17 protein-coding genes and 2 pseudogenes are annotated in these 23,623 nt (G+C 57.7%); 13 read left to right on the forward strand and 6 right to left on the reverse strand.

Annotated features, from left to right (window positions below):
• The first annotated feature begins 117 nt into the window (after nt 1-117).
• From SK53_RS03575 to SK53_RS23865, 3 genes and pseudogenes are all read left to right on the forward strand, one after another.
• On the forward strand, nt 118-1,416 hold the full coding sequence (locus SK53_RS03575; RefSeq protein WP_022651424.1) for a D-amino acid dehydrogenase: 1,299 nt from the start codon (nt 118-120) through the stop codon (nt 1,414-1,416).
• 9 nt (nt 1,417-1,425) lie between these two features.
• A complete protein-coding gene (gene dadX / locus SK53_RS03580) occupies nt 1,426-2,496 on the forward strand; it encodes a catabolic alanine racemase DadX (RefSeq protein WP_003859954.1) in 1,071 nt (356 codons plus the stop codon).
• A 105-nt stretch (nt 2,497-2,601) separates the two neighbouring features.
• Nucleotides 2,602-2,706, forward strand: a pseudogene (locus tag SK53_RS23865) (hypothetical protein); the annotation flags it as partial.
• Here the strand turns inward: SK53_RS23865 and SK53_RS03585 are convergent.
• Nucleotides 2,659-4,326 (reverse strand): annotated as a pseudogene (locus SK53_RS03585) (potassium/proton antiporter); the annotation flags it as partial. The pseudogenes SK53_RS23865 and SK53_RS03585 sit on opposite strands and share 48 nt — an antisense overlap.
• A gap of 97 nt (nt 4,327-4,423) precedes the next feature.
• Nucleotides 4,424-5,338, reverse strand: a complete 915-nt coding sequence (gene ldcA / locus SK53_RS03590; protein ID WP_023324854.1) for a muramoyltetrapeptide carboxypeptidase — start codon at nt 5,336-5,338, stop codon at nt 4,424-4,426.
• Between the two features lie 107 nt (nt 5,339-5,445).
• Here ldcA and emtA point away from each other — a divergent pair, with 107 nt between their 5' ends.
• Complete coding sequence (gene emtA, locus SK53_RS03595) at nt 5,446-6,057, forward strand: membrane-bound lytic murein transglycosylase EmtA (RefSeq protein WP_017384310.1); 612 nt, start codon at nt 5,446-5,448, stop codon at nt 6,055-6,057.
• A 37-nt stretch (nt 6,058-6,094) separates the two neighbouring features.
• Here emtA and SK53_RS03600 read toward each other — a convergent pair whose 3' ends face one another.
• Complete coding sequence (locus SK53_RS03600; protein WP_022651421.1) at nt 6,095-6,826, reverse strand: flagellar brake protein YcgR; 732 nt, start codon at nt 6,824-6,826, stop codon at nt 6,095-6,097.
• Between the two features lie 160 nt (nt 6,827-6,986).
• On the opposite strand from SK53_RS03600, the gene SK53_RS03605 reads away from it, so the two are divergent.
• Nucleotides 6,987-9,089 carry a TonB-dependent siderophore receptor gene (locus SK53_RS03605; RefSeq protein ID WP_048208525.1) on the forward strand — a complete coding sequence of 701 codons (2,103 nt, stop codon included), beginning with the start codon at nt 6,987-6,989 and terminating at the stop codon, nt 9,087-9,089.
• Between the two features lie 85 nt (nt 9,090-9,174).
• Here the strand turns inward: SK53_RS03605 and SK53_RS03610 are convergent, their stop codons facing one another.
• From SK53_RS03610 to SK53_RS03620, 3 genes are all read right to left on the reverse strand, one after another.
• On the reverse strand, nt 9,175-10,857 hold the full coding sequence (locus SK53_RS03610) for an alpha,alpha-trehalase (protein WP_022651419.1): 1,683 nt from the start codon (nt 10,855-10,857) through the stop codon (nt 9,175-9,177).
• 213 nt (nt 10,858-11,070) lie between these two features.
• Nucleotides 11,071-12,081, reverse strand: coding sequence for a type I glyceraldehyde-3-phosphate dehydrogenase (gap, locus tag SK53_RS03615; protein ID WP_032609486.1), 1,011 nt, complete (start codon nt 12,079-12,081; stop codon nt 11,071-11,073).
• A 78-nt stretch (nt 12,082-12,159) separates the two neighbouring features.
• On the reverse strand, nt 12,160-13,140 hold the full coding sequence (locus SK53_RS03620; RefSeq protein ID WP_048208528.1) for a GlxA family transcriptional regulator: 981 nt from the start codon (nt 13,138-13,140) through the stop codon (nt 12,160-12,162).
• An 847-nt stretch (nt 13,141-13,987) separates the two neighbouring features.
• Between SK53_RS03620 and SK53_RS03625 the strand changes: the two genes are divergently transcribed.
• The 8 genes from SK53_RS03625 to tssB all read left to right on the forward strand — a co-directional run bounded on the left by SK53_RS03625 (nt 13,988) and on the right by tssB (nt 23,621).
• The gene (locus SK53_RS03625; RefSeq protein WP_006810964.1) at nt 13,988-14,482 is read left to right on the forward strand and encodes a hypothetical protein; all 495 of its coding nucleotides are present in this window, start codon (nt 13,988-13,990) and stop codon (nt 14,480-14,482) included.
• A gap of 23 nt (nt 14,483-14,505) precedes the next feature.
• Nucleotides 14,506-15,009, forward strand: coding sequence for a type VI secretion system lipoprotein TssJ (gene tssJ / locus SK53_RS03630; RefSeq protein WP_015570327.1), 504 nt, complete (start codon nt 14,506-14,508; stop codon nt 15,007-15,009).
• Nucleotides 15,010-15,037: 28 nt separating this feature from the next.
• The gene (tssK, locus tag SK53_RS03635) at nt 15,038-16,381 is read left to right on the forward strand and encodes a type VI secretion system baseplate subunit TssK (protein ID WP_022651416.1); all 1,344 of its coding nucleotides are present in this window, start codon (nt 15,038-15,040) and stop codon (nt 16,379-16,381) included.
• A 17-nt stretch (nt 16,382-16,398) separates the two neighbouring features.
• Nucleotides 16,399-17,637, forward strand: coding sequence for a DotU family type VI secretion system protein (locus SK53_RS03640; RefSeq protein WP_003859963.1), 1,239 nt, complete (start codon nt 16,399-16,401; stop codon nt 17,635-17,637).
• A gap of 2 nt (nt 17,638-17,639) precedes the next feature.
• Nucleotides 17,640-21,260 (forward strand): type VI secretion system membrane subunit TssM, encoded by a 3,621-nt coding sequence (gene tssM, locus SK53_RS03645; protein ID WP_048208531.1) that lies wholly within the window; start codon nt 17,640-17,642, stop codon nt 21,258-21,260.
• Between the two features lie 16 nt (nt 21,261-21,276).
• Nucleotides 21,277-21,993, forward strand: a complete 717-nt coding sequence (gene tagF / locus SK53_RS03650; protein ID WP_006810959.1) for a type VI secretion system-associated protein TagF — start codon at nt 21,277-21,279, stop codon at nt 21,991-21,993.
• 11 nt (nt 21,994-22,004) lie between these two features.
• Entirely contained in the window at nt 22,005-23,021 is a 1,017-nt protein-coding gene (tssA, locus tag SK53_RS03655) for a type VI secretion system protein TssA (protein WP_015570331.1), read from the forward strand.
• A 75-nt stretch (nt 23,022-23,096) separates the two neighbouring features.
• Nucleotides 23,097-23,621 carry a type VI secretion system contractile sheath small subunit gene (gene tssB, locus SK53_RS03660; RefSeq protein WP_008502644.1) on the forward strand — a complete coding sequence of 175 codons (525 nt, stop codon included), beginning with the start codon at nt 23,097-23,099 and terminating at the stop codon, nt 23,619-23,621.
• Nucleotides 23,622-23,623: the final 2 nt, after the last annotated feature.

Genomic DNA, 23,623 nt, shown 5'->3' on the forward strand with positions numbered 1-23,623 from the left:
ATACAGCGGGATATGTGAGTTGAGTCACCATAAAAAAGTCATATGTTGAATAATATTTTCAACTAGGTTATCAATCTGTAATTAGATGATTGTTCTTTTGCTCATAATGGAGTGGCTATGCGTGTTGTCATACTGGGAAGTGGTGTCGTTGGCGTAACCAGCGCCTGGTATTTAAGTCAGGCGGGACATGAGGTTACCGTTGTCGATCGCGAATCCGGTCCGGCGCTGGAAACCAGTGCGGCGAATGCGGGGCAAATCTCCCCGGGCTACGCTGCGCCGTGGGCGGCCCCGGGCGTTCCGCTGAAGGCGATCAAATGGATGTTTCAGCGACATGCGCCGCTGGCGATCAGCCTCGACGGCACGCAGTTCCAGCTTAAGTGGATGTGGCAGATGCTGCGCAACTGCGACACCCGCCACTATATGGAAAACAAAGGGCGCATGGTGCGTCTGGCGGAATACAGCCGCGACTGCCTGAAGGCGCTGCGTGCCTCAACGGGCATTGAATATGAAGGACGCCAGGGCGGCACGCTTCAGCTGTTCCGTACCGCGCAACAGTACGAAAACGCGACCCGCGATATCGCCGTGCTTGAAGATGCGGGCGTACCGTATCAGCTGCTGGAAGCCAGCCAGCTGGCGCAGGTGGAGCCAGCGCTTGCCGAGGTCGCGCACAAGCTGACGGGCGGTCTGCGTTTACCGAACGATGAAACCGGCGACTGCCAGCTTTTCACCCAGCGTCTGGCGCGCATGTGTGAGCAGGCCGGGGTGAAATTCCGCTTCAATACTTCTGTCGACAAACTGCTGTCGGAAGGGGAGAAGATTTACGGCGTGAAGTGTGGGGAAGAGGTAATCAAAGCCGATGCCTACGTGATGGCGTTTGGCTCCTACTCAACCGCGATGCTGAAAGGGATCCTGGATATCCCGGTCTATCCGCTGAAAGGCTACTCCCTGACCATTCCTGTGAAAGAGGACAGCGGTGCGCCGGTCTCGACCATTCTTGATGAAACCTACAAAATCGCCATCACCCGCTTCGATAACCGGATCCGCGTCGGCGGCATGGCGGAAATCGTGGGCTTTAATACTGAGCTGCTTAAACCGCGTCGTGAAACGCTGGAGATGGTCGTGGGCGATCTCTTCCCGCGCGGCGGCTTCATTGAGCAGGCGACGTTCTGGACCGGCCTGCGCCCGATGACCCCGGACGGCACGCCGATTGTGGGCCGTACGCCATACAAAAATCTGTGGACCAACACCGGCCACGGTACGCTTGGCTGGACCATGGCCTGCGGTTCGGGCCAGCTGCTGAGCGACCTGATCTCCGGGCGGACGCCGGCAATTCCGTTTGACGATTTGAGCGCCGCACGCTATCAATCAGGGTTTACCCCATCGCGTCCACAACACCTGCACGGCGCGCATAATTAAGGAGTCGCAATGTCCCGTCCTATTCTGGCCCAGCTGGATTTGCAGGCGCTGAAGGATAACCTGCAAATTGTTCGCCGTGCTGCGCCGGGTTCTCGTGTCTGGTCGGTGGTGAAAGCCAACGCCTACGGTCATGGTATCGACCGTATCTGGAGTGCGCTCGGCGCCACCGATGGTTTTGCCCTGCTGAATCTGGAAGAGGCCATCCTGCTGCGCGAGCGCGGCTGGAAAGGACCGATCCTGCTGCTGGAAGGATTCTTCCATGCGCAGGATCTGCCTCTGCTGGATAAGTACCGCCTGACGACCAGCGTTCATAGTAACTGGCAGATCAAGGCGATTCAGGACGCGAAGCTGCATGCCCCGCTGGATATCTATCTCAAAGTGAACAGCGGGATGAACCGTCTGGGCTTTCAGCCTGAACGGGTGCACACGGTCTGGCAGCAGCTTCGTGCGCTGAAAAACGTCGGTGAGATGACGCTGATGGCGCATTTCGCCGATGCGGAAAAGCCGGACGGAATTGCCGATGCCATGGTCCGCATTGAGCAGGCGGCAGAAGGGCTGGACTGTCCACGTTCGCTGTCGAACTCAGCGGCAACGCTCTGGCATCCTGAAGCGCACTACAACTGGGTGCGTCCGGGGATCGTTCTGTACGGCGCGTCACCCTCAGGTCAGTGGCAGGATATCGCCAACAGCGGCCTGAAGCCGGTGATGACGTTACGAAGCGAGATTATCGGCGTGCAGACGTTAAAAGCGGGCGATACGGTGGGCTATGGCAGCCGTTATCGGGCAGCGGGCGAACAGCGTATCGGTATCGTGGCGGGGGGCTATGCAGATGGTTATCCGCGCATCGCCCCGAGCGGCACGCCGGTGTGGGTCGATGGCGTGCGCACCGGCACGGTAGGCACCGTCTCAATGGACATGCTGGCCATTGATTTAACGCCGTGTCCCCAGGCGGGGATCGGGTCACCGGTTGAGCTGTGGGGCAACGAAGTTAAAATTGATGATGTGGCCGCTGCGGCGGGCACCGTTGGGTATGAGCTGATGTGCGCGCTGGCACCCAGAGTGCCTGTTGTGACGGTGTAACTTGTGTATGTGCCGGGTGGCGGCTTCGCCTTACCCGGCCTACAAAAGCCCGAAAGAAGGTCGGGTAAGCGTTATCGCCACCCGGCAAAAAAGCAGCTACTCCGCCTCTTCCTCCATCGGCCTTACGCCGACTTTGCGCACCGCATTATCTTCTTTCTCGGCTACCGTCCAGATCATCCCGGCAAACTCCACCTGGTCACCGACGACCGGCGCAGCCCCTAATAATTGCTGAATAATTTCACCCAGTGTTTGCTGGTTATCGCGATTCTCCAGTCCACCTTCCAGGCCATAAATCAGCGCCACATCCGCAAAGCGGGCGCTGGCTTCGAGGATAAAATCGCCGAAGAAACGCTGATCCAGCGCCACCGGGGGCGACTGGCTGAACAGCTTGCCGAGGGCAGGCAGGTCGCGCTCGCGGCCAATCACGCAGAGAATATCGTTCTCACGCAGCCGCGTGCTGCCGGTCGGGTGAAGCAGGGCGTTATCCCGGAACAGGGCGGCAATGCGCGTTTCAGCGGGCATATGCAGATCGCGCAGGGACGCGCCCACGCACCACTTATCGGAGCTTAGCTGGTAGACAAACTGTTCCCAGGGATTCTCAGGGTGAATATCCAGCCCCACGCGGGAGACCGGCCAGCCAATGGGCGGTACCACCACTTTGGCTTTTTTCGCCGCCCAGCCCAGCGACGTCCCCTGGAACAGCAGCGACACCAGCACCACGAAGAAGGCGACGTTAAAGAACAGGCGGGCGTTGTCCAGCCCGGCCATCATCGGGAACACTGCCAGAATAATCGGCACCGCGCCGCGCAGACCCACCCAACTGATAAATATCCGCTCACGCAGGTTAAATCCGCGGAACGGTAGCAGCCCGGCAAACACCGACAGCGGACGGGCGAAGAAGATCATCCAGGCCGACAAAAGCAGCGCCGGTACGGCGATAGGCAGCAGGTCCGACGGCGTCACCAGCAGGCCCAGCACCAGGAACATGGCAATCTGCGCCAGCCAGGCCAGACCGTCGAAGTTCTGCAAAATGGCGTGACGGTTGCGAATCGGTCGGTTGCCCAACAGGAAACCGCAAAGGTAAACCGCCAGAATACCGCTGCCGTCCAGCGCGGTGGTGACGGCAAAGATCAGGATCCCGCCGCTCAGGGCCAGCAGCGGGTAAAGGCCGGAAGGCAGCGTAATACGGTTGATCGTCTGCTGTAACAGGTAACCGCCGCCGAGACCAATGATAATCCCCAGGCCAAACTGCTGGAGGATGTGCCAGGCGAACATCCAGCTCAGGCCGGTTTCATGCTGCTGGATCATCTCAATCAGAGTGATGGTCAGGAACACCGCCATCGGATCGTTACTGCCGGATTCAATCTCCAGCGTGGAGCCAACGCGTTCGTTCAGCCCCTTGCCGCCGAGCAGCGAGAAAACCGCTGCCGCATCGGTCGAGCCGACAATCGCGCCAATCAGCAGGCCTTCCATAATATCGAGGTTAAACAGCCAGGCCGCCATCATACCGGTCAGGCCAGAGGTGATCAGCACCCCGACGGTCGCCAGAGACAGCGCCGGGCCTAAGGCCACGCGGAACGAACTTGCCTGGGTGCGCATACCGCCGTCCAGCAGGATGACCGCCAGCGCGAGGTTACTCACCATATAGGCGAAAGGGTAATTATCGAAGGGGATACCGCCGATTCCGTCGACTCCCGCCAGCATGCCGATAGCCAGGAAAATGACAAGAATAGGTATGCCAAGGCGCGATGAAAATGAACTTAATAAAATGCTGAAGGTTACCAGGATGGAACCCAGAATGAAAAGACTGATTATCGCTGTGGCACCCAATGTCGTCTTACTCCCACCTCAATGTGAACGCTGTTATTAAAACCCTAACATATTAACAACGGTAACAGCGTTTTATTGAGGGGGAATAACGGCTTTTTTATGCCTTTAAGACCGGATGACCGCTGATTGTTAACCGACTGCCTGAATTATCGTGTACAAGGTGCGCCCGGGCACCCAGCGGCAGCGTAACGGTTTGCTGCTCATGGCCGAAATCCAGGCCGGCGATCACCGGGATATCCAGGCGGGAACGAATGAAATCAATCATCGTTTCCAGGGAATAGCCTGCATCGTAATCGTTGGGGGCTGAACCGCTAAAACTGCCCAGCACAATGGCCGACTGCCGATCCAGGATCCCGGCGTGATACAGCTGCAACAGCATGCGTTCGACACGGAACGGGTGTTCATTGATATCTTCCAGCACCAGTATGCCATCCGTGATCTGCGGCAGCCACGGCGTACCAATTAGCGACACCAGCATCGCGAGGTTGCCGCCCCACAGCTGTCCTTCACATTCCCAGTGCGGTCCATTGCCTTGCCACTCGATGGTGAACGTCGGGTTTTGCAGGGCGCGCCAGAAATGGTCCTGCGTAAACGCATCCAGCTCCGGCGCGCCAAAGTTACCGGCCAGCATCGGGCCGCTAAAGGTAATGACGTTATGCAACGCCAGCAGGCCGAGCTGGATCGCCGTGAAATCGCTGTGTCCGCAGATTAACAGCGGATCCTGCTGCTGGCGCGCGGCCAGCCCGGCCCAGTCGATGCTCTCCAGCAGCCGGCTTGCGCCATAGCCGCCGCGCACGGCCAGCACAATGGTGTTTTCACCTTCCAGCGTCGCCAGGCTGTTGATATCGCTCAGTCTCTGCGCCTCCGTACCGGCAAAACGCTGCATGCGGCGGGGGATAATTGTCTGATTTTCTACCTGATGGCCCATTTCCAGCAGGCGTTGAACGCCCCGCTGTGCCGCCTCCTGATTGATGCAGTAGCCTGACGGTGCGATGAGATGAAACTGAGGCATGGCAATTCCTTGCTGAATGAGAATCTAATTGTCTATATCATGCCGCTTATACGCCGCCTGCTTCAAGGGGCGACGTACCGCGATGACCGGCTATAAGGATAGATGACGTGAAATTGAGATGGTTTGCTTTTTTGATTGTGCTGCTCGCTGGCTGTAGTTCAAAACATGATTATCAAAATCCCCCCTGGAACCCTGAAGTGCCGGTAAAGCGGGCCATGCAGTGGATGCCGATCAGCGAACAAGCCGGAAAGGCCTGGGGCGTGAGCCCGCGTCTGATCACGGCGATCATTGCCGTGGAGTCCGGCGGCAACCCGACGCTGGTGAGTAAATCGAATGCGGTGGGGCTGATGCAGTTAAAAGCCTCGACGGCGGGAAGAGAGGTCTATCGCTACATGGGCTGGAAGGGACAGCCATCCACCAGCGAGCTGAAAAACCCGGAGCGTAATATCTCTATGGGAACCGCTTACCTGAGCATTCTCGAGCATGGCATTCTGAAGGGGATTGACGATCCGGAAGTGATGCAATATGCACTGGTGGTGTCGTACGTTAACGGAGCCGGCGCGCTGCTCCGAACCTTCTCATCCGATCGCAAAGAGGCGATAGAAGAGATTAACGATATGGATAAAGATGAATTCTTCGAGCACGTTGTGAAGAATCATCCGTCAGCACAGGCTCCACGTTATATCTGGAAAGTCCAGAAAGCGATGGACGCCATGTAACGCCTTTGTCGGGCGGCAGCACGCTGCCCGACGCCTATCAGCGCACTTTATTCGCGCGTTCCCGCGCTTCACGCTCCAGTGAGAAGATGATGCGCTGTAGTTCGCGTTCGGCGCCTGGCCCGACATTCAGAAAGCGAAAGCTCAGTCGCGGCGTGGTAATGGTTTCGTTTTTGCTGTCCACCACCTTGCGCTCGCTGATGGCAATCAGCTGGGCGTCAAACCAGAAGCGTCCCCATCCGCCCATATCCAGCTCAATCTGACTAAAACGCATACCTTCCACCAGCCCTTCCGGCTTCGGCGTATCCATTAACGCGCCCATCCCGCCCAGTGACAGGTCGAAGAGACGAAAGCGGATCTCTTTTTTGTCCGGCATTTTTGCCTTACAGAAATAGGCCGGGTGAAGCGGAGCGCTGATGCGAAAAAACTCCCGGCGTTGCACGAACCAGAGGTTAGCGGGCAGGGGAGCGATAAACGCAGGCAAACCCTGGTACGCGATCGTGGTCAGACGAGGCAGCACAAACTCGACTTTCGCCCCCTGCGTTTCGGCCATCACCGAGAGATTCTCTGCCTGTAGCGCGGCACGGTTTTCATCGCTCTGGCTACCCAGATCGACGATCAGGTGCTCTGCCGTCACGTCCAGGATCTTGCTGATAAACTGGCTGGTTGACCAGTTGATGCGCAGCGGCACCTCGCCTTTTTTCAGGTCGCGTAACACCCCTAATACAGCCAGCGGATTTTGTTTCAGGAACTGCTCACTGTAGCTACTCACGCCAGATGGCTCCTCGATAGATGACAGACTGTCTCTGGGTTATCGGCACGCGGGCATGAAACTTAATACAAACGATCTGTTTTTCTCCGCCGATATTGATTTGCTAATGGAAATGATAATAATTGCCGTTCCCAATACCATCTAATAACAAGACGACACTATGAGCACTTCACGTTTTGCGTTATGCGCGTTGGCAGGCGCCGTCACGCTGGCATTGCAAACACAGGCTTTCGCAGAAGAATCCACCATCGTGGTGACAGGCACAGAGCAGGGCAGCGCGCTTCCTGCCTGGACCAACAGCGCCACGAAATCAGCCGTCGCGGAAAGTAAAACGCCGCAGGTGATCAACACCATTGCCGCTAAAGAGATTGAGCAGCGGCACGCCAGTTCGGTAAACGAGATCCTGCGCTATGCGCCGGGCGTTTCCACGGAGGTGCGCGGGAGCACCTCTTACATGAGCGAGTACAAAATCCGCGGGTTCAACGTCGATCAGGAGTTCTACAACGGCCTGCAACTTCCCTATAACGTCACCGGGAACACCAAAGCGCGAATCGATCCGCTGCTGATTGAGAGCGTCGATATCCTGAAGGGGCCGTCATCCGTGCTGTATGGCGGCGGCTCACCGGGCGGGCTGGTCAATATTCAGAGTAAAAAGCCGCAGAAAGAGGCGAAAACGGAACTGGGCTTTAATACCGGAAACCGCAATCTGAAAGAGGGATACCTGGACTCTACGGGGCAGATCGCGAACAGCGACTGGAACTATCGCCTGCTGGGCAAAGCGACGGAAAGTGACGAACAGGAGCACACCACGCGCTATGAAAACTATCTGGTGGCCCCCTCCGTGACCTGGCAGCCTGATGACAAAACGCGCCTGACCATTGACGCGCTGGCGCAAAATACGCCGAGCCTGACGCCGTCTGATCCGATGCCGCTAAGCTATCTGCGGTCTAAATACGCCGATCGTCGTGACTATGCCGGGGATGAGTGGAGCGGCTTTAAGCAGCGCCAGTGGATGCTGGGATACAGCTTTGAGCATGAGTTTGACAGTGGCTGGGGCTTTAACCAGAAAGCGCGCTACTTTGACGTGGACACCCACCAGCGCAGCGCCTATTCCACCGGGACGGGCAGCGAGGTCTACCAGCTTAACCGCTTCGCCTATACCACGGATGAAGATTTGCAGAGCTTCAATATTGATAACCAGGTCACCCGAACCGTCGCGCTGGGGGACTGGAAACATCATCTGCTGGCGGGCTTTGACTACCAGAAGCTGAACTCTCATTTCCATTATCGTTACGCCTCATCCACCCCGGGTATCGATATGCGTCATCCGGATCACTCGCAGATCGATAACGATGCGCTGGGGCTTGAAACCGCGCAGAAAAACCGACTCAGCTATCAGCAGAATGGCTATTACCTCCAGGATCAGATTGCGTTTGGCGGGCTGAACGTGCTGGCCAGCCTGCGCTATGACGACTACCGTTCCGTCACCACTAACTATCTGCAAAACGGTGACAAAGCCTGGGTATCGCAGGATCGCCTCACCAAACGACTGGGCGCGCTTTATGCCTTCGACAATGGACTCTCGCCGTTTATCAGCTATTCAGAAGGGTTCGCCCCAGTATCGCCGCAGGGCACGCTGACCGCGAAAGACGTTAAGCCCACCACCAGCAAGCAGGTGGAGGGTGGGGTGAAATACCTGCTGGCGGAATACGCAACCACCTTCACCGCCTCGGTGTTTAACATTCGTCAGAAAAATGTGGTGACCAGCGATCCGGGCTACTTCAACTATCGCCAGACCGGGGAAGTGGAATCGAAAGGCGCGGAGCTTTCCGCTATGAGTCGTCCAACGGATAACCTGACGCTGATTGCCAACTATGCCTACACCCACGCCATCAATACCGAAGATGACAAGTACCAGGGCAAACGACCGACGCAGGTCCCTGAGAACGCCTTTAATCTGTGGGGGGATTACACCTTCGACAGCACGCCGCTGAGAGGGGTAACGCTGGGGGGAGGCGCACGCTACACCGGGCCGATGGAGATCTCGCCAGCCAACGACGCAGGCAAGCTGGGCGGTACGACGCAGTACGATCTGGCGGCATCTTACCGCATGGGTGAACTGGCGCCATCGCTGGAGGGGCTGACGCTGAAAGCGAGCGCGCAGAACGTCACCAACAAAGAGACGCTCACCTGCTATGACGCGACCAACTGCTGGATAGGCCGCGACCGCACCTTCCAGGTCGGGGCGAGTTACAGCTTCTGAAAAAAGCCCGGTGGCGCTACCGGGTCACTTTATTGCACGGAACCTGACCCTCGCCCCTTTGGGGAGAGGGTCAGGGTGAGGGGCGCTACTGCGCCGCCTGTTTCGCAGGTGCAACATCATCGTTTGCCGCAGGCTGATTCTCCGGTACGGTGTCGCATGGCTTCTCTTTCGGGCAGACCATGTCCAGCATCCTGAGCGTCACGCCGTTACTCCAGCCAAAACCGTCCTGCAACGGATACTCACCGCCGCCACCGCCGGTACCGGTCGAAGAGACATCGTACTTCTCAACCAGTTTCTTCTCGCGATCGTAGGTATGCTGAACGTTTTTCAGGAAACGCCAGGTCACGTCCATCGCCACTTTCTGCTGACCATAGTTCTGCAACCCTTCCACCGCTACCCACTGCAACGGCGCCCAGCCGTTCGGCGCATCCCACTGCTGCCCGCTGTTGATGGTGGTGGTAGAAATACCGCCCGGTTTCAGCAGGCGCGACGATGCGGCTGCGGCCACTTTATCGGCGCGATCCTGTGATGCGGCCTTCACATACAGCGGGAAGAGGGCCGCGGCAGTCAGCTGATTACGCACCTTCCTGGTTTTCAGATCGTAATCCGCATACCAGCCCTCTTTATCGTTCCACAGGTGGCTCTCCATGGCTTTCTGACGTGCGGAGGCCAGCGCGTCATATTTACTTGCGCTGGCGGTATCCCCGTCTTCCTGGCTGGCACGGGCCAGCAGTTTTTCCATCTTAAACATCAGCGCATTCAGATCCACCGGCACGATGCTGGTGGTGCGGATGGTATCCAGCTTCTGAGGATCGTCCATCCAGCGGGAGCTGAAATCCCAGCCCGAGGCCGCGGCAGAGCGCAGATCGCGATAGATCTCGGTGGCCGGACGGTTAGGGTTATTTTTGGCGGTGGTGACGTCATCCAGCCACGACTCAGGGCGCGGCGTGTCCCGATCGTCCCAGTAGCGGTTGAGGATCGCGCCATCATCCAGCTTCACCACGCGTTTGTTCGCCTGACCAGGCTGGAGCCCATCAGCCCCCTCCATCCAGTAGGCATACTCTTTTTCCATCTGCGGACGGTATTTCTTTAACGCGTCGCTGTCATGCGTGGCTAGCAATTCCACCATCAGCGAGAAGAACGGCGGCTGAGAGCGGCTCAGGTAGTAGGTGCGGTTACCGTTAGGGATATGGCCCCAGGTATCAAGCTCGTAAGCGAAGTTGTCCACCATGTCGCCGATCTTATCCCAGTGGCCGCTCTCGGCCAGCCCCAGCATGGTGAAATAGCTGTCCCAGTAATAGACTTCGCGGAAGCGTCCTCCCGGCACGACATAGGGTTTTGGCAGAGGCAGGAGGGAGTCCCATTTGTTCGCTTTGTCGGTGGTGCGGGTCAGAACAGGCCACAGATCGTCTATGTGTTCGCGCAGGCTCTGGCCCTCAGGGGGAACATATTTCTCACCCTCCTTCGGCAGGATAAAGTTCATCTCCACGAAGTGGCGCAGGTCAAAACCGGACTGGGTATGCTGCATCCGGTAATCCGCCAGGATCATTAGCGGGTCGCTTTTGGGAACGGCATCCGCGAAGGTTTTCTGATCCGGGAACAGTTTGGCGCTCTGTACGTCATTAAAGAGGGGGCCAAGAAGAATATCAGGTGAGCTTTGCTGGCTCGTTGGCTGGTCTTCAGCATAACCAAATGCGGTAACACCGAGTAGTGCGCCTGCCAACGCAAGGGGTAAAAAAGCGGGGCGTCGTGCGCGAGGTCTTATCATCGGTTCGTCTCCTGTCTTCACTGAGCAGCGTGACCGCTGTTGTCAATTACCTGAAAACCTTAGACGAATATCGTTAACTTCGCGTGTTGAATATCCCATTTTTCACATAACCAGATAATTCGGGTGCGCTTTCACAACACCGGGGGTGGTTTACTTAATTTTTAACCACATCACAGAAAGGCCGGGTAAGCTTCAAGCCACCCGGCTTAAGCCCTACAACCCTTTTTTATCCATAAGCACCGCCAGATCCACCAGACGGTTCGAGAAGCCCCATTCGTTGTCATACCACGACAGGATCTTCACCATATTCCCGCCAATCACCAGCGTTGAAAGCCCGTCGATGATGGATGAGCGCGGGTCGCCCTGATAATCACGGGAGACCAGCGGTTCATCGCTGTAGCCCAGGATGCCTTTCAGCGGCCCGCTGACGGCGGCCTGACGGAACGCGTCATTCACCTCTTCGGCGGTCACGTTGCGGCTCAGCGTCACCGTCAGATCGACAATCGACACCACCGGAACCGGTACGCGCAGGGAATATCCGGTGAGTTTACCGTCAAGTTCGGGGATCACTTTCCCGAGCGCTTTTGCCGCGCCGCTGGAATAAGGCACAATCGATAATGCTGCCGCGCGCGCGCCGCGCAGATCTTTTTCCGGCTGGTCATGCAGCGCCTGGCTGTTGGTGTAGGCATGCGTGGTGTTCATCAGCCCGTGTTCAATGCCAAACTGCTGGTGCAGCACCTGCGCCGCTGGCGCCAGACCATTAGTGGTGCAACTCCCGTTGCTGACCACAAAATGCTGGGCCGGATCGTACAGCGTGTGGTTCACGCCCATTACCACCGTCAGATCATCATTTTTAGCCGGGGCGGAAATAATGACGCGTTTTGCGCCGCCGCTCGTGATATGCACCGCTGCTTTTTCACGTTCGGTGAAGAAGCCGGTGGCTTCGATTACCACCTCAACGCCAGCGTCTTTCCACGCAATGTTTGCCGGGTCGCGTTCACTGAATACGATGATGCGTTGCCCGTCAACCTGTAGCGCGCCGTCCGCCGCTTCAACGGGCACCGGCAGCGTGCCGAGCAGAGAGTCATATTTCAGCAGATGGGCGAGGGTTCTACTGTCCGTCAGATCGTTAATGGCCACAATCTGGAGATCCGGGTTGCCCAGCGCCGCGCGAAGAACATTACGTCCGATACGGCCGAAACCGTTAATACCGACCTTAACCATGATGCACTCCTTATCTGTGTTGTCTGGAGTGACTTTAGGCGTCAGGTCGGATGGCGTAAATGACAAAAAAGGATCAGATTACGCCATTCTGCGGCAGTGGAAGCGCTGGCGATATTCGCCCGGCGTGAGATGAAGCTGCTTTTCAAAAACGCGGCGCAGGTTGATGCTGGTCCCAAACCCGCTTTTTTCGGCAATGACCTCAAGCGGATACGGGGTCTGCTCCAGAAGCTGTCGTGCGGCGGCCAGGCGCGCTTCGGTGACATAACGGGCCGGAGGTACACCGACGTCACGCGTGAACACGCGGGTGAAATTGCGCGGACTCATGGCGACCCGTTCGGCCAGCCTTTCGACGCACAAATCTGCGGTGAGGTTTTGCAGGATCCAGCTTTGCAGTTCGCTAACCGGTCCGGTCGCGCCGGACTGCTCCAGTTTATAGCGGCTGAACTGTAGCTGGCCGCCAGGCCGACGCAGGTACATCACCATATCCTGCGCCACGTTGCGGGCGAGGGTGAAGCCGTAATCATCCTCCACCAGCGCCAGCGTCAGATCAAACCCGGAACTGACGCCGCCGGACGTCCAGACGGGGCCATCCTGAATATAGAGCGGGCCGCCCTCAACGTTGACCGCAGGATAGCGGGTTTTCAGGGTTTCCAGCAGCCGCCAGTGGGTCGTCGCCCGGCGCCCATCGAGCAGTCCGGCCTGTGCCAGCAGCAGGGCCCCGCCGCAGACAGAGGCGACGCGGCGCGCATGCGGCGCGGCCAGGTGCAGCCAGTCCACCACCGCGGTGCTTTCCTGTTCATTCATGCCACGACCGGTAATGATGATCGTATCCAGCGGCTCGCGCGGATCCAGCTCCGGCAGGCGATAGTCCGCCAGCAGGTTTAAGCCGGACTGGCCGTGGATCACCAGGTGAGGCTGGGTGGTGGCGATAATGATGCAGTAGCGGGGCTGCGCCAGGCCGTCCGGGTGCAGCCGGTTGGCCTGCATCAGAATGTCGGCGATACCGGCAGCCTCAAACAACATGCCACCGTCAGGTACGATAATCAGGATCTTCTTCATGTCCTGAAAAGTACCTTTATCACAAAATAAGTCAAGCGGCAGACAAACACCGTCGCAGAGACAAATGAGGCGTGCCGGGTGAAAGCGTGGAACGGCAGATGTTGGAAAGAAGTAAAAGAAATATGTAGTAACGGTAAAACTTTTTGCGTTAGGTTTACTGTTACTGCCGCTGAAACCCCCAGTTTATGGGCTGCAATGAAGTGTTCTGAACAATAAGAGAACAAAAAGATGTAGCCATGCTTAATTATTAAGGCTCAAAAAATAACCTCGGAGGATAATTTCGAGTAGGTTATTTCGGATCGCAAAATTAAATCCCTGCCATTTTCTTCACCGTCATTTGTTAATGCGGGACGCACGCACCCAATAAAAGTTATCTTCCAGATGCAACAATGAAAATATCCCAGATATATCCCACAGCGCACAGAAAAAATGAAATTCTACTAATTATGGTAGTGGCGATAATAAGGGGTTACGTTAATGATAGTGGTTCTCTTTTGCCTTTTTAGCCATTAATTTTCATACAGTTACGCTAGAAATTCGTCTAAGAAAAAGACGATTTCAGCTAAGTGCGCATTTTTTATGAGATTAATCCTATAATGCATTGGGCGTATCATTAAACGCCATTAAGCAGGCAAGAAATATTGAATTGATGACAAGCTCATGTAAACTTGTCTACCGTTTGTCAAAATATGTCAGGAGCATGCTGGGCCCATTTCTGTTGGGTTCGTGCGGTAGCTATGCCATAAAATAGTTACCTGCTGAAAATATCCCGACTATTTTAACAATAGCACCTAAGTCAAATTTTATCCCCTCTCTTCATCCTCTAAATATCGCTACGGAAAAGCATATGAAACTGCGTGTATTGTTATCACTTCTGTTTGTTATGGCGGTGGCGGGCTGTAAGGCGCCGCAAAAACCAGCGATCACCGATGATACGATTGTGACCAGCCAGGTGAATGGCATCACGCTGACGCACCGTCACGCTGTTACCCCTCCGGCGGAGTTCACTCAAGTGAATGAACCGTATCGTGCCATGTACCCGGCATCCCTGATGAGCCGTCCTGACTACGGTGGAAAAGTGATCCGTACGCTTGAGACCGGCAAAACTTACGTCGTGCTGGGGCAGGTTGAACATTTCTGGATGGCGCTGGCCGATGAAGGGAGTGAACAGCTGATTGGTTATGTGCCGATGCGTGCCGTGATCAAGGCTGACCAGTACGAAGCCACCGTGCGTAAACAGGCACTGCGCCCGAAAGCGCGTAAGAAAACCACCTGTGTTGATGTCGATGGCAACAGCAAAGCCTGCAAAGACAGCGCGAACGGTACCTGGATCCTGAACTAAACGGGTTTCACGAGCATATTTTTATGAATAATAAAAATTTTCATCGGATGTGGTTCCCTTTTTTTGCGTTGATTTTCGCGCTGATCGGTGGTTGTACGTCGTCTTCACACAGCGACCCCTCCCGCTACAATCTTCAGTTTCAGGCTCATCCTCAAATCAATGATTCTGCGCCGCTTAAGGTCAGAGTGTTGCTGCTGAAATCCGATGCGGATTTCATGTCCAGTGACTTCTACTCCTTACAGAACAACGCGTCAGCCACGCTTGGCGCGAATCTGCTGAACAGCGATGTGTTCTTCCTGATGCCGGGCCAGCTTTCGAAAACCCTGAGCGGGCAAAGCTCACCGGAAGCGCGTTATATCGGCGTGATGGCGGAATACCAGGCGCTGGACGGCAAAAAATGGCGCGTCTCACTTCCTTTGCCTGTTCCCGGCGAAAACGCGATTTACCAGTTCTGGAAATGGTCCGCAGATGAACTCCAGGCCAGCGTCTTCCTTGACGTAAATGGTATCCGGGTCATCAGCCAGTAACGCCCTTCATAACAGGAAAGAGATCATCATGACGAAAGCAGAAAAGGTCGTCTGGACCGAGGGCATGTTCCTGCGTCCCCACCATTTTCAGCGGACAGAAAGTTACCTCCTCAACCACGTTCGTGAGTGGGGGGCCTTGCAGCGTTCGTATCTCTGGGGCTTTCTCGACCTTGAGCTGGATGAAGCGATGCTTCGCCAGGGCTGTATTGCCCTCAGCTACTGTAGCGGTTTGCTGCCTGACGGCACCTTTTTCCAGGTGCGCAGCGACCGCAACGGTCCGGCTCCGCTAAAAATCCCCGATAATCTCACCAATGAAAAGGTGGTGCTTGCGCTGCCGGTTCGTCGCGGTGGCCGTGAAGAGGTGATTTTCAGCGAGGAGCAGTCTTCTCTGGCGCGTTTTATTACCTTTGAACAAGAGGTGGAAGACGACAACGCGATGTCGGTCGGGGAGGCGACGGTTCAGTTTGGCCGCCTGCGTCTGACCCTGATGCTGGAGAAAGATCTGACGGCAGAATGGACCGCCATCGGCGTGGCGTACGTCGCTGAAAAGCGCAACGACAACCACGTGCGGCTGGATAACAGCTACATCCCGCCAATGCTGAACGCCAATAACAGCCCGCAGCTGTACGGCATGATCAATGACCTGCACGGCTTGCTGGTGCAGCGTAGCCAGCAGATCGGCGGCCGCCTGCGTCAGCCGGGGCGTTTCAATACGTCTGAGATGGTTGAGTTCACGCTTCTCTCGCTGATCAACCGCCACCTTGGCGATGTCTCACATTTAAAAACGCTGCCGCTGCTTCATCCGGAAGCGCTCTGGCGCAGCTGGCTGCCGTTTGCCACGGAGCTCGCCACCTGGACGCCGCAGCGTACCGCAGAGAGCATACTGCCGGTATACGACCATGACGATCTCGCCGTTTGCTTCAGCAAACTGATGCTGATGCTGCGTCAGGGACTGTCGCTGGTGATGGAAGATCATGCCATCCAGCTGCCGCTGCACGAACGCTCCCACGGTCTGAACATCGCCACCGTGCCGGAGACCAGCATGGTCCGCGAATTTGGCTTCGTGCTGGCGGTAAAAGCCAATGTCCCCGGCGAACACCTGCAAACCCATTTTCCTGCCCAGATGAAGGTTGCGCCAGTCTCGAAAATCCGCGATCTGGTTCAGCTTCAGCTGCCGGGCATCATGCTTCGGGCAATGCCCGTCGCGCCGCCGCAGATCCCGTGGCATGCAGGCTACAGCTATTTCGAACTCGAAAGGGGCAGCGAACTGTGGCACGAGATGGACAAGTCCGGGGCATTCGCGCTGCATCTCGCAGGGGAATTCCCGGGTCTCGATATGGAGTTCTGGGCCATCCGTAGCCCGACAGAATAATAAAGCGAGCGCTTAATATGCAGGAACGACAGGATACCGGCAGTGATGCCGTGTTTACCGGAGCCAGTGGGAACAATCAGCTGGTGGCGGCCGCCAATCCGCTGCTCAATGCGATTCCGCAAATCCGTCATTCGGTTTCCCACGACGATCAGGTCGGGCTGCGCCAGCGCCTGATTGACGAAATTCGCCGTTTCGAGGTGCGATGCCAGCAGGCGGGCTTACCGTATGAAGTGATTGTCGGCGCGCGCTACTGCCTCTGCACGGCGCTGGACGAAGCCGCCGCGCTGACTCCCTGGGGAAGCAGCGGCGTCTGGTCAAGCAATGGTCTGCTGGTGACGTTTCATAACGAAACCTGGGGCGGCGAGAAGTTTTTCCAGCTGCTGGCGCGTCTGTCGCAGAATCCGCGCGAACACATTCTGCTGCTGGAGATGATCAACTACTGTCTGCTGCTCGGCTTTGAAGGCCGCTACCGCGTGCTGGACAATGGCCGGACCCAGCTTGAAACCATCAAACAGCGCCTGTGGCAGATGATCCGTGGCGTGCGCGGCAGCTACCCGCCGCCGCTCTCGCCGCACCCGGAAGATCGCCCCGTTCTGCGCAAGCTCTGGCGGCCGATGATCCCACTCTGGGCGTGCGTGGCGCTGGTCGGCTTTATCGCCTGCCTGTTCTATATCGTGCTGAACTGGCGTCTGGGTGATAACACCAGCCCGGTGCTGGCGAAAATTTACCAGTCCCAACTGCCGGAAACCACGATCCAGCAGCCTGCGCGTCAGCTGCCGGCGGTGCTGAACCTGCGCGGCTTCCTGAAACCGGAAATTGATGCCGGTCTGGTGGCCGTTAAGGATGAGGCGGATCGCAGCGTGGTGATCCTGAAAGGGGACGGACTCTTTGCCTCGGCCTCAACGGTGGTGCGCGATCGCTATGAGCCGGTCATCGACCGCATCGCCCAGGCGATGAATAACGTCAGCGGCAAAATTCTGGTGGTGGGGTACAGCGACAACGTGCCGATCCGCAGCGCACGCTTCGCCTCCAACTATGAACTCTCGCTTGAGCGCGCCCGTTCGGTGCAAAAACAGCTCCAGGGTAGCCTCTCGCAGCCTGAGCGCGTCAAAGCCGAAGGGCGGGGCGAGATTAACCCGGTAGCGCCTAACACCACGCCTGAAAATCGCGCCCGTAACCGCCGCGTGGAAATTACGCTGCTGGTATCGCCTGACAATACCCAGGCCGAGCTGAACGGATTGCCGCAAGGAAACTAAGGATGCTGACTACTCTACTTTCTATACTGACCAATCGCATTCTGTGGAGCTTCCTGGGCGTAACGGCGCTCGCGGCGGTCATCTGGATGATTGGCCCGCTGTTGTCCATCGTAGATACCCGCCCGCTTGAATCAGAGCAGAACCGCGTCATCAGCATTGCGGTGGTCTACCTGATTTGGGCCCAGAGCCACATTCTGCCGCGGCTGTATAACGCCTGGCTGAACCGTAAGCTGATGGACAAGCTCAACGAAAATACCACCAGCCCGGAGGCGGCCGATCCGCAGAAACGTCTGAACAGCGAGGAGCAGATCCTTGCCGGGCGTTTCGATGAAGCCGCCCAGATGCTGAAAAAAGCCCACTTCAGCAAAGCGGGACATGGCGCACAGTGGACGCAGCGCTTCAGCACGCAATACCTCTATCAGCTGCCGTGGTACGTCATTATTGGCGCGCCGGGTTCCGGTAAAACCACCGCGCTGGCCAACTCCGGGCTGCAATTCCCGCTGGCGGATCGCTTCGGTAAAACCGCGCTGCGCGGCATTGGCGGCACGCGCAACTGTGACTGGTGGTTTACCAACGAGGCGGTTCTGCTGGATACCGCTGGGCGCTACACCACTCAGGAGAGCGAGCAGGTTCAGGACGCCGGGGAGTGGCTGGAATTTATCAACCTGCTGCGTAAATACCGTCGTCGCCAGCCCATCAACGGCGTGATTATCACCATCAGTATTTCCGACCTGCTGTCGCAGTCCGCTGAGGCCTCCCGGCAGCAGGCGGTCAACCTGCGCCAGCGTCTCTCCGAGCTGCATGAACAGCTGGGTATTCGCTTCCCGGTTTATGTGATGGTGACCAAAGCGGACCTGCTTAAAGGCTTCCGCGCCTGGTTTGCGGATTACGACAAAGCCCAGCGCGACCAGATCTGGGGCTTTACGCTGCCGTGGGAGCAGACCAAACACGCCGATTACGATCTTATGGGCAACTTCCAGCAGGAATTTTCCCTGCTGCAACAGCGTCTGGATGCGGGCCTTCCGGAAACCATGCTCAAAGAGCATGACGCCAAAACCCGTGCGGAAGCCTATCTCTTCCCGCAGGAGTTCGCCGCGCTGCGTCCGCTGCTGGCAGACTACCTGAGCACGGTCTTTGCCCGCTCAAACTTCGAAACCGAATTTTCGCCGCGCGGCATCTACTTCGCCAGCGGCACCCAGGAAGGGATGCCGTTTGACCGCGTGATGGGCGAGCTGAACCGCGCGCTCTCCTTGCCTGAAGGGGAGGAAAGCACGCGCTGGGATTCGGTGAGCAAAGAGGCGCCGATACCGGGCGCGAAGGGTCAAAGCTTCTTCATTAAGAACCTGCTGCAAAACGTGATTTTCCAGGAAGCGGGCATCGCCGGGGAAAACCGCTGGTGGGAGCTTCGCAACAGCGCCGTGATGTGGTCCGGCTACGCGGCGCTGCTGGCTCTGCTGGTGATCCTGGGTGGCCTGTGGCTGACCAGCTACGCTAAAAATAAAGCCTATCTGGAAGAAGTGGACGCAAAAGTGCCGATGCTGGAGCAGCAGAGCAAGGCGCTGCAAAACCAGCCCCAGCGCGATCTGTTTGCGCTTCTGCCGCTGCTTAACAGCCTGGTGGATCTGCCGAAAAGCGATGCCTTCGACGTTAACGACCCGCCGGTTTCCCGCCGCATGGGGCTTTATCGCGGGGATGACGTCAGCGATGCCTCGCAGTCTCTGTATCAGAAGGCGCTGGATCAGATGCTGCTGCCTGCCGTGGCGATGCACATTACCACCTGGCTGCGCAACGACAACGGCAGCGACGTGGAATACAGCTATGAGGCGCTGAAAGCCTATCAGATGCTCTACCAGCCGAAGCACTATGACGGTAAATTCCTGCACTCGTGGGTAATGCTCAACCTGCAACGCAACCTGCCGCAGAACGTGACGCAGGCGCAGCTTCAGGAGCTGGAATGGCACCTGACCCAGCTGCTGGAGCCAAAAATTCAGGCTTCACCGTATGCGCAGGATGAGGATCTGGTGGCCCGTGAAAGGGCGCTCATCAACCAGCAGCCGCTCTCCACCCGCGTGTACGGACGCTTGAAACGTTTGCTGGAGCATGATGAGAACCTGAAGCCGGTTTCGCTTTCAGATCTCGGCGGCCCGCAGAGCGAGCTGGTGTTTTCCCGTAAGAGCGGCAAGCCGGTGAGTGAGGGCGTGCCGGGGCTCTATACGCCTGACGGCTACTGGAAGAGTTTTAACGACCAGATCGACAGCGTGTCCACCGCCCTGCACGAAGATGATGCCTGGGTGCTGGGAGCAGCCACCGCCCAGGAAGATAAACAGCAGATCGATAACGCCGTGCGCCAGCTCTACATGCGCGACTTTATCGTCAACTGGGATCGCTTTCTCGCGGACATACAGCTCAACAACAGCGCCGATCTTTCCCAGCGCATCAACACCGCGCGCCTGCTTTCAGGCACCAACTCGCCGCTGCGCCGTCTGGTACTTAACCTGAGCAAGGTGCTGACCCTGTCGCGCACTGCGTCTGCCCCGGAAGATGCGCAGAAAGCGGAAGACCAAAGCAACCGCGCCACCCGTACGCTGGAAGCGCTGTTCAGCAACGGTGACAATGCCCCGACGCAGGGCGCGGTTGTGACGCAGGCGCCTGAGCAACTGGTGACCGACCACTATGCGCCGATGATTGAGCTGGCGCAGCCGCTGGAGAAGGGCGGTAAGACCATCGTCTTTGATGATTTTCTCAAGCAGGTTGACGAGCTTTATCGCTACCTGACAGCCGTTCAGGATGCAGCAAACAGCGGTATGCCCGCGCCGGGCGGCGATGCCATCAGCCGCCTGCAAGCCAGCGCGGGCCGTCTGCCGGGCGGGCTGCAAACCATGTTCAGTAATATGGCCGTGGGCGCCAGCAGCGATACCCAGCGTCGCGATCTGGAGAACGTGCGTAAGCGCATCAACGTGGAAGTGGGAGGGTTCTGCCGTCAGGCGATTGCCGGGCGTTACCCGCTGGTGCGTAGCGCCAGCACCGAGGTGACGCCGGACGATCTCGCCCGCATGTTCGCGCCGGGCACCGGACTGATGGACACCTTTTTCCGCGACAACCTGACCAACAAGGTGGACACCACCCAGGCGAACTGGCGCTTTATGCCGGGCATCGACGGTAAAACGCTGCCGGGCAGTGAAGGGCTGCTGCGTCCGTTCCAGCAGGCGCAGTCTGTCCGCGATGCCTTTTTCGCCAATGGCGCGACCACGCCATCCTTTAAGGTGACGGTGCGCACCGTGCGGATGGACAACACCATTCTGAACCTGACGCTGGACGTGGACGGCCAGCTGCTGCGCTACAGCCACGGTCCGCAGGCGGTGCAGATCATGACCTGGCCGGGGCCGGGCGGGACGAACCAGGTGCGTATGCAGCTCGGTCTGGCCAATGGCAGCACCGCAACGCTGGTGACCAACGGTTCCTGGGCGCTCAACCGCTTTTTCGACAAGGCGCGCACCAGCCCTGGCGCGGGTAGCCTGAGCCGTCAGGCCACGTTCAACGTCGACGGACATCAGGTCACGCTGGAGTTTGCCCCGAACAGCATCCGCAATCCGTTCCAGCTTCCCCGTTTCTCATGCCCATAACCGCAAGGACAGCCGTATGACGAATACCCCTGCGATGAACCGATATAGCTGGTATGGCAAATTACCCAGCGCCGGAGATTTTTTGCAGCGTCGCTTTCCGGATACCCTGCAACGCCAGTGGTCGCACTGGTTCCAGGTCGGCCTGCTGGCCTGGCAACAGGAAGAGCAGCGCAGCGGCGAGCGCCCGTTTTCTAAAGCCCCGGTGTGGAACTTTGTCGTCCCGCCGATGCTCGGTAGCCAGATGATTCAGATGGGCTGCCTGCTGCCGGGCCGTGACAGCGTAGGCCGCCACTATCCGGTATGCCTGCAACTGAGTTTCACTCCCGCCGAGTGGTCATCCCGCCTGCTCGGGCAGGCTGAGAGCTGGTACCAGCAGCTTGGTCGTCTGGGGCTGCACGCGGTGCGTAACAGCTATTCTGCCTCCCAGCTGGATGAAATGCTGATGACCATCCCGGCGCCCCAGCCGGTTGAGCCGCAAAAGCGCTCCGACATTCTCGACGTGATTGGCTATGACGACGAGGGTCAGAGCACGCTGGGCTGGCCGCAGGCGGCGGAGTGTTTTGATCCGCTGCGCCAGACCAGCTACTGGTGGACAAACCGCTGCGACGGCTATCCGCTGTACACCCACGTCCACAGCGGAAACTTCACCGGGCAGCTCTTTACGCTGCTGTTCGATCCGGCAGGCGGCGCCCGTCCGGGCCGCCACGGTCTTTACCCGCCTATGTTTGAATAAGCAGGGATCTTATGAATATCGATGAATTTCTCGCGCCGATAAGCCCCGACAACCCCTGCGGTGAAAACCTGGAGTACGACGCTGATTTCCAGGCCATGGGGCAGGCCAGTCAGGGCAAAGCCGAGCAGCAGTTTGGCGACACCATCATTCCGGCAGAGCCTGCCGACTGGAACACGGTGGAAAAACTCGCCACTAGCCTACTGGGACGCACCAAAGATCTTCGCGTCATGCTGGCGTTAACCCATGCCTGGACACGTCGTCGCGGGCTGGCAGGTTACGCCGACGGGCTACTGCTGGTGCAGGAAGCCCTGTCCCGTTACTGGGAGCAGCTTTACCCGCTGCTGGAAGAGTATGGCGAAACCGATCCGTTCTACCGCATCAACGCCCTCGCCGGGCTGAGTGATAAGTCTGACCTGACGGTCGCGGTACGCAACGCCTCACTGCTCCGCTCAAACGGCGATGAGATTTCGCTCCGTGACGCCCAGGCGCTGCTTGACGGCAGTAAAACCGAGTGTCCGGATTATCCGGGCGGGCGTCCACGACTGATCGATGAGCTGGCCCGGGGCGATCAGCCCGGCACCGAAGCGGTAATCGTGATCAACGAACGCCTGCTGGCCATCCGCGAACTGCTTACCGGCTATCTCGGGGAAAGTGGCGTCCCGGAGATGGAACAGCTGCTGAAAACCGTCGGACTGGTTTCCAGCGCCTGTCAGGTGACCGACATCAGTAAGCTGCTGCCGAACCGTGACGCGCAGGCTGAACAGCACGCCGAGCCGCAGCCGGTGGCCGCGTCGCCCGTTCAGCAGGTGACGGACTGGCGCAGCGTGCAGGTGACCAGCCGCGCCGACGCCCAGCTGATGCTGGAAAAAGCGAAACAGTATTTTGCGCAGTACGAACCCAGCCATCCCGCACCGCTGATGATTGAACGGGTGCAGCGGCTGTCTGAACTCAACTTTATGGACATTATTCGCGACCTGGCGCCAGACGGCGTTAACCAACTGGAAAACATCTTTGGACGCCGCGAATGACGCGTCCTGGCATTATGACGACAGGCATGGAGTCTGCCGTTTTACCTTCACCGCGCATCTTTGATGGAGAACATCATGGCAATGAGTAACAGTGGACAGAAATTCATCGCACGCAACCGTGCTCCCCGCGTGCAGATCGAATACGACGTAGAGATCTACGGTGCAGAACGCAAAATTCAGCTGCCGTTTGTGATGGGCGTTATGGCCGATCTGGTTGGCAAGCCGGTGGAAAACCTGCCAGCCGTCGATGAGCGTAAGTTCCTGGAAATCGACATCGACAACTTCGACGAACGCATGAAGGCGCTGAAGCCGCGCGTGGCGTTCCAGGTGGATAACACCCTGACCGGCGAAGGTAAGCTCAACGTCGATCTGACCTTTGACAGCATGGACGACTTCCTGCCGGACGCGGTGGCCCGTAAAGTAGAGCCGCTGAACAAGCTGCTGGAAGCCCGCACCCAGCTCTCTAACCTGCTGACCTACATGGACGGCAAAAACGGCGCGGAAGAGCTTATTGCAAAAATCCTTCAGGATCCGACGCTGCTCAAATCCCTGAGCCAGTTGCCGAAAAATGACGAAAGTGCGAAAGGTAGCGAGGAATAATC

This window comes from Enterobacter sp. MGH119, assembly GCF_001037675.1.
In the GTDB taxonomy this organism is placed as follows: Bacteria; Pseudomonadota; Gammaproteobacteria; order Enterobacterales; family Enterobacteriaceae; genus Enterobacter; species Enterobacter hormaechei_C.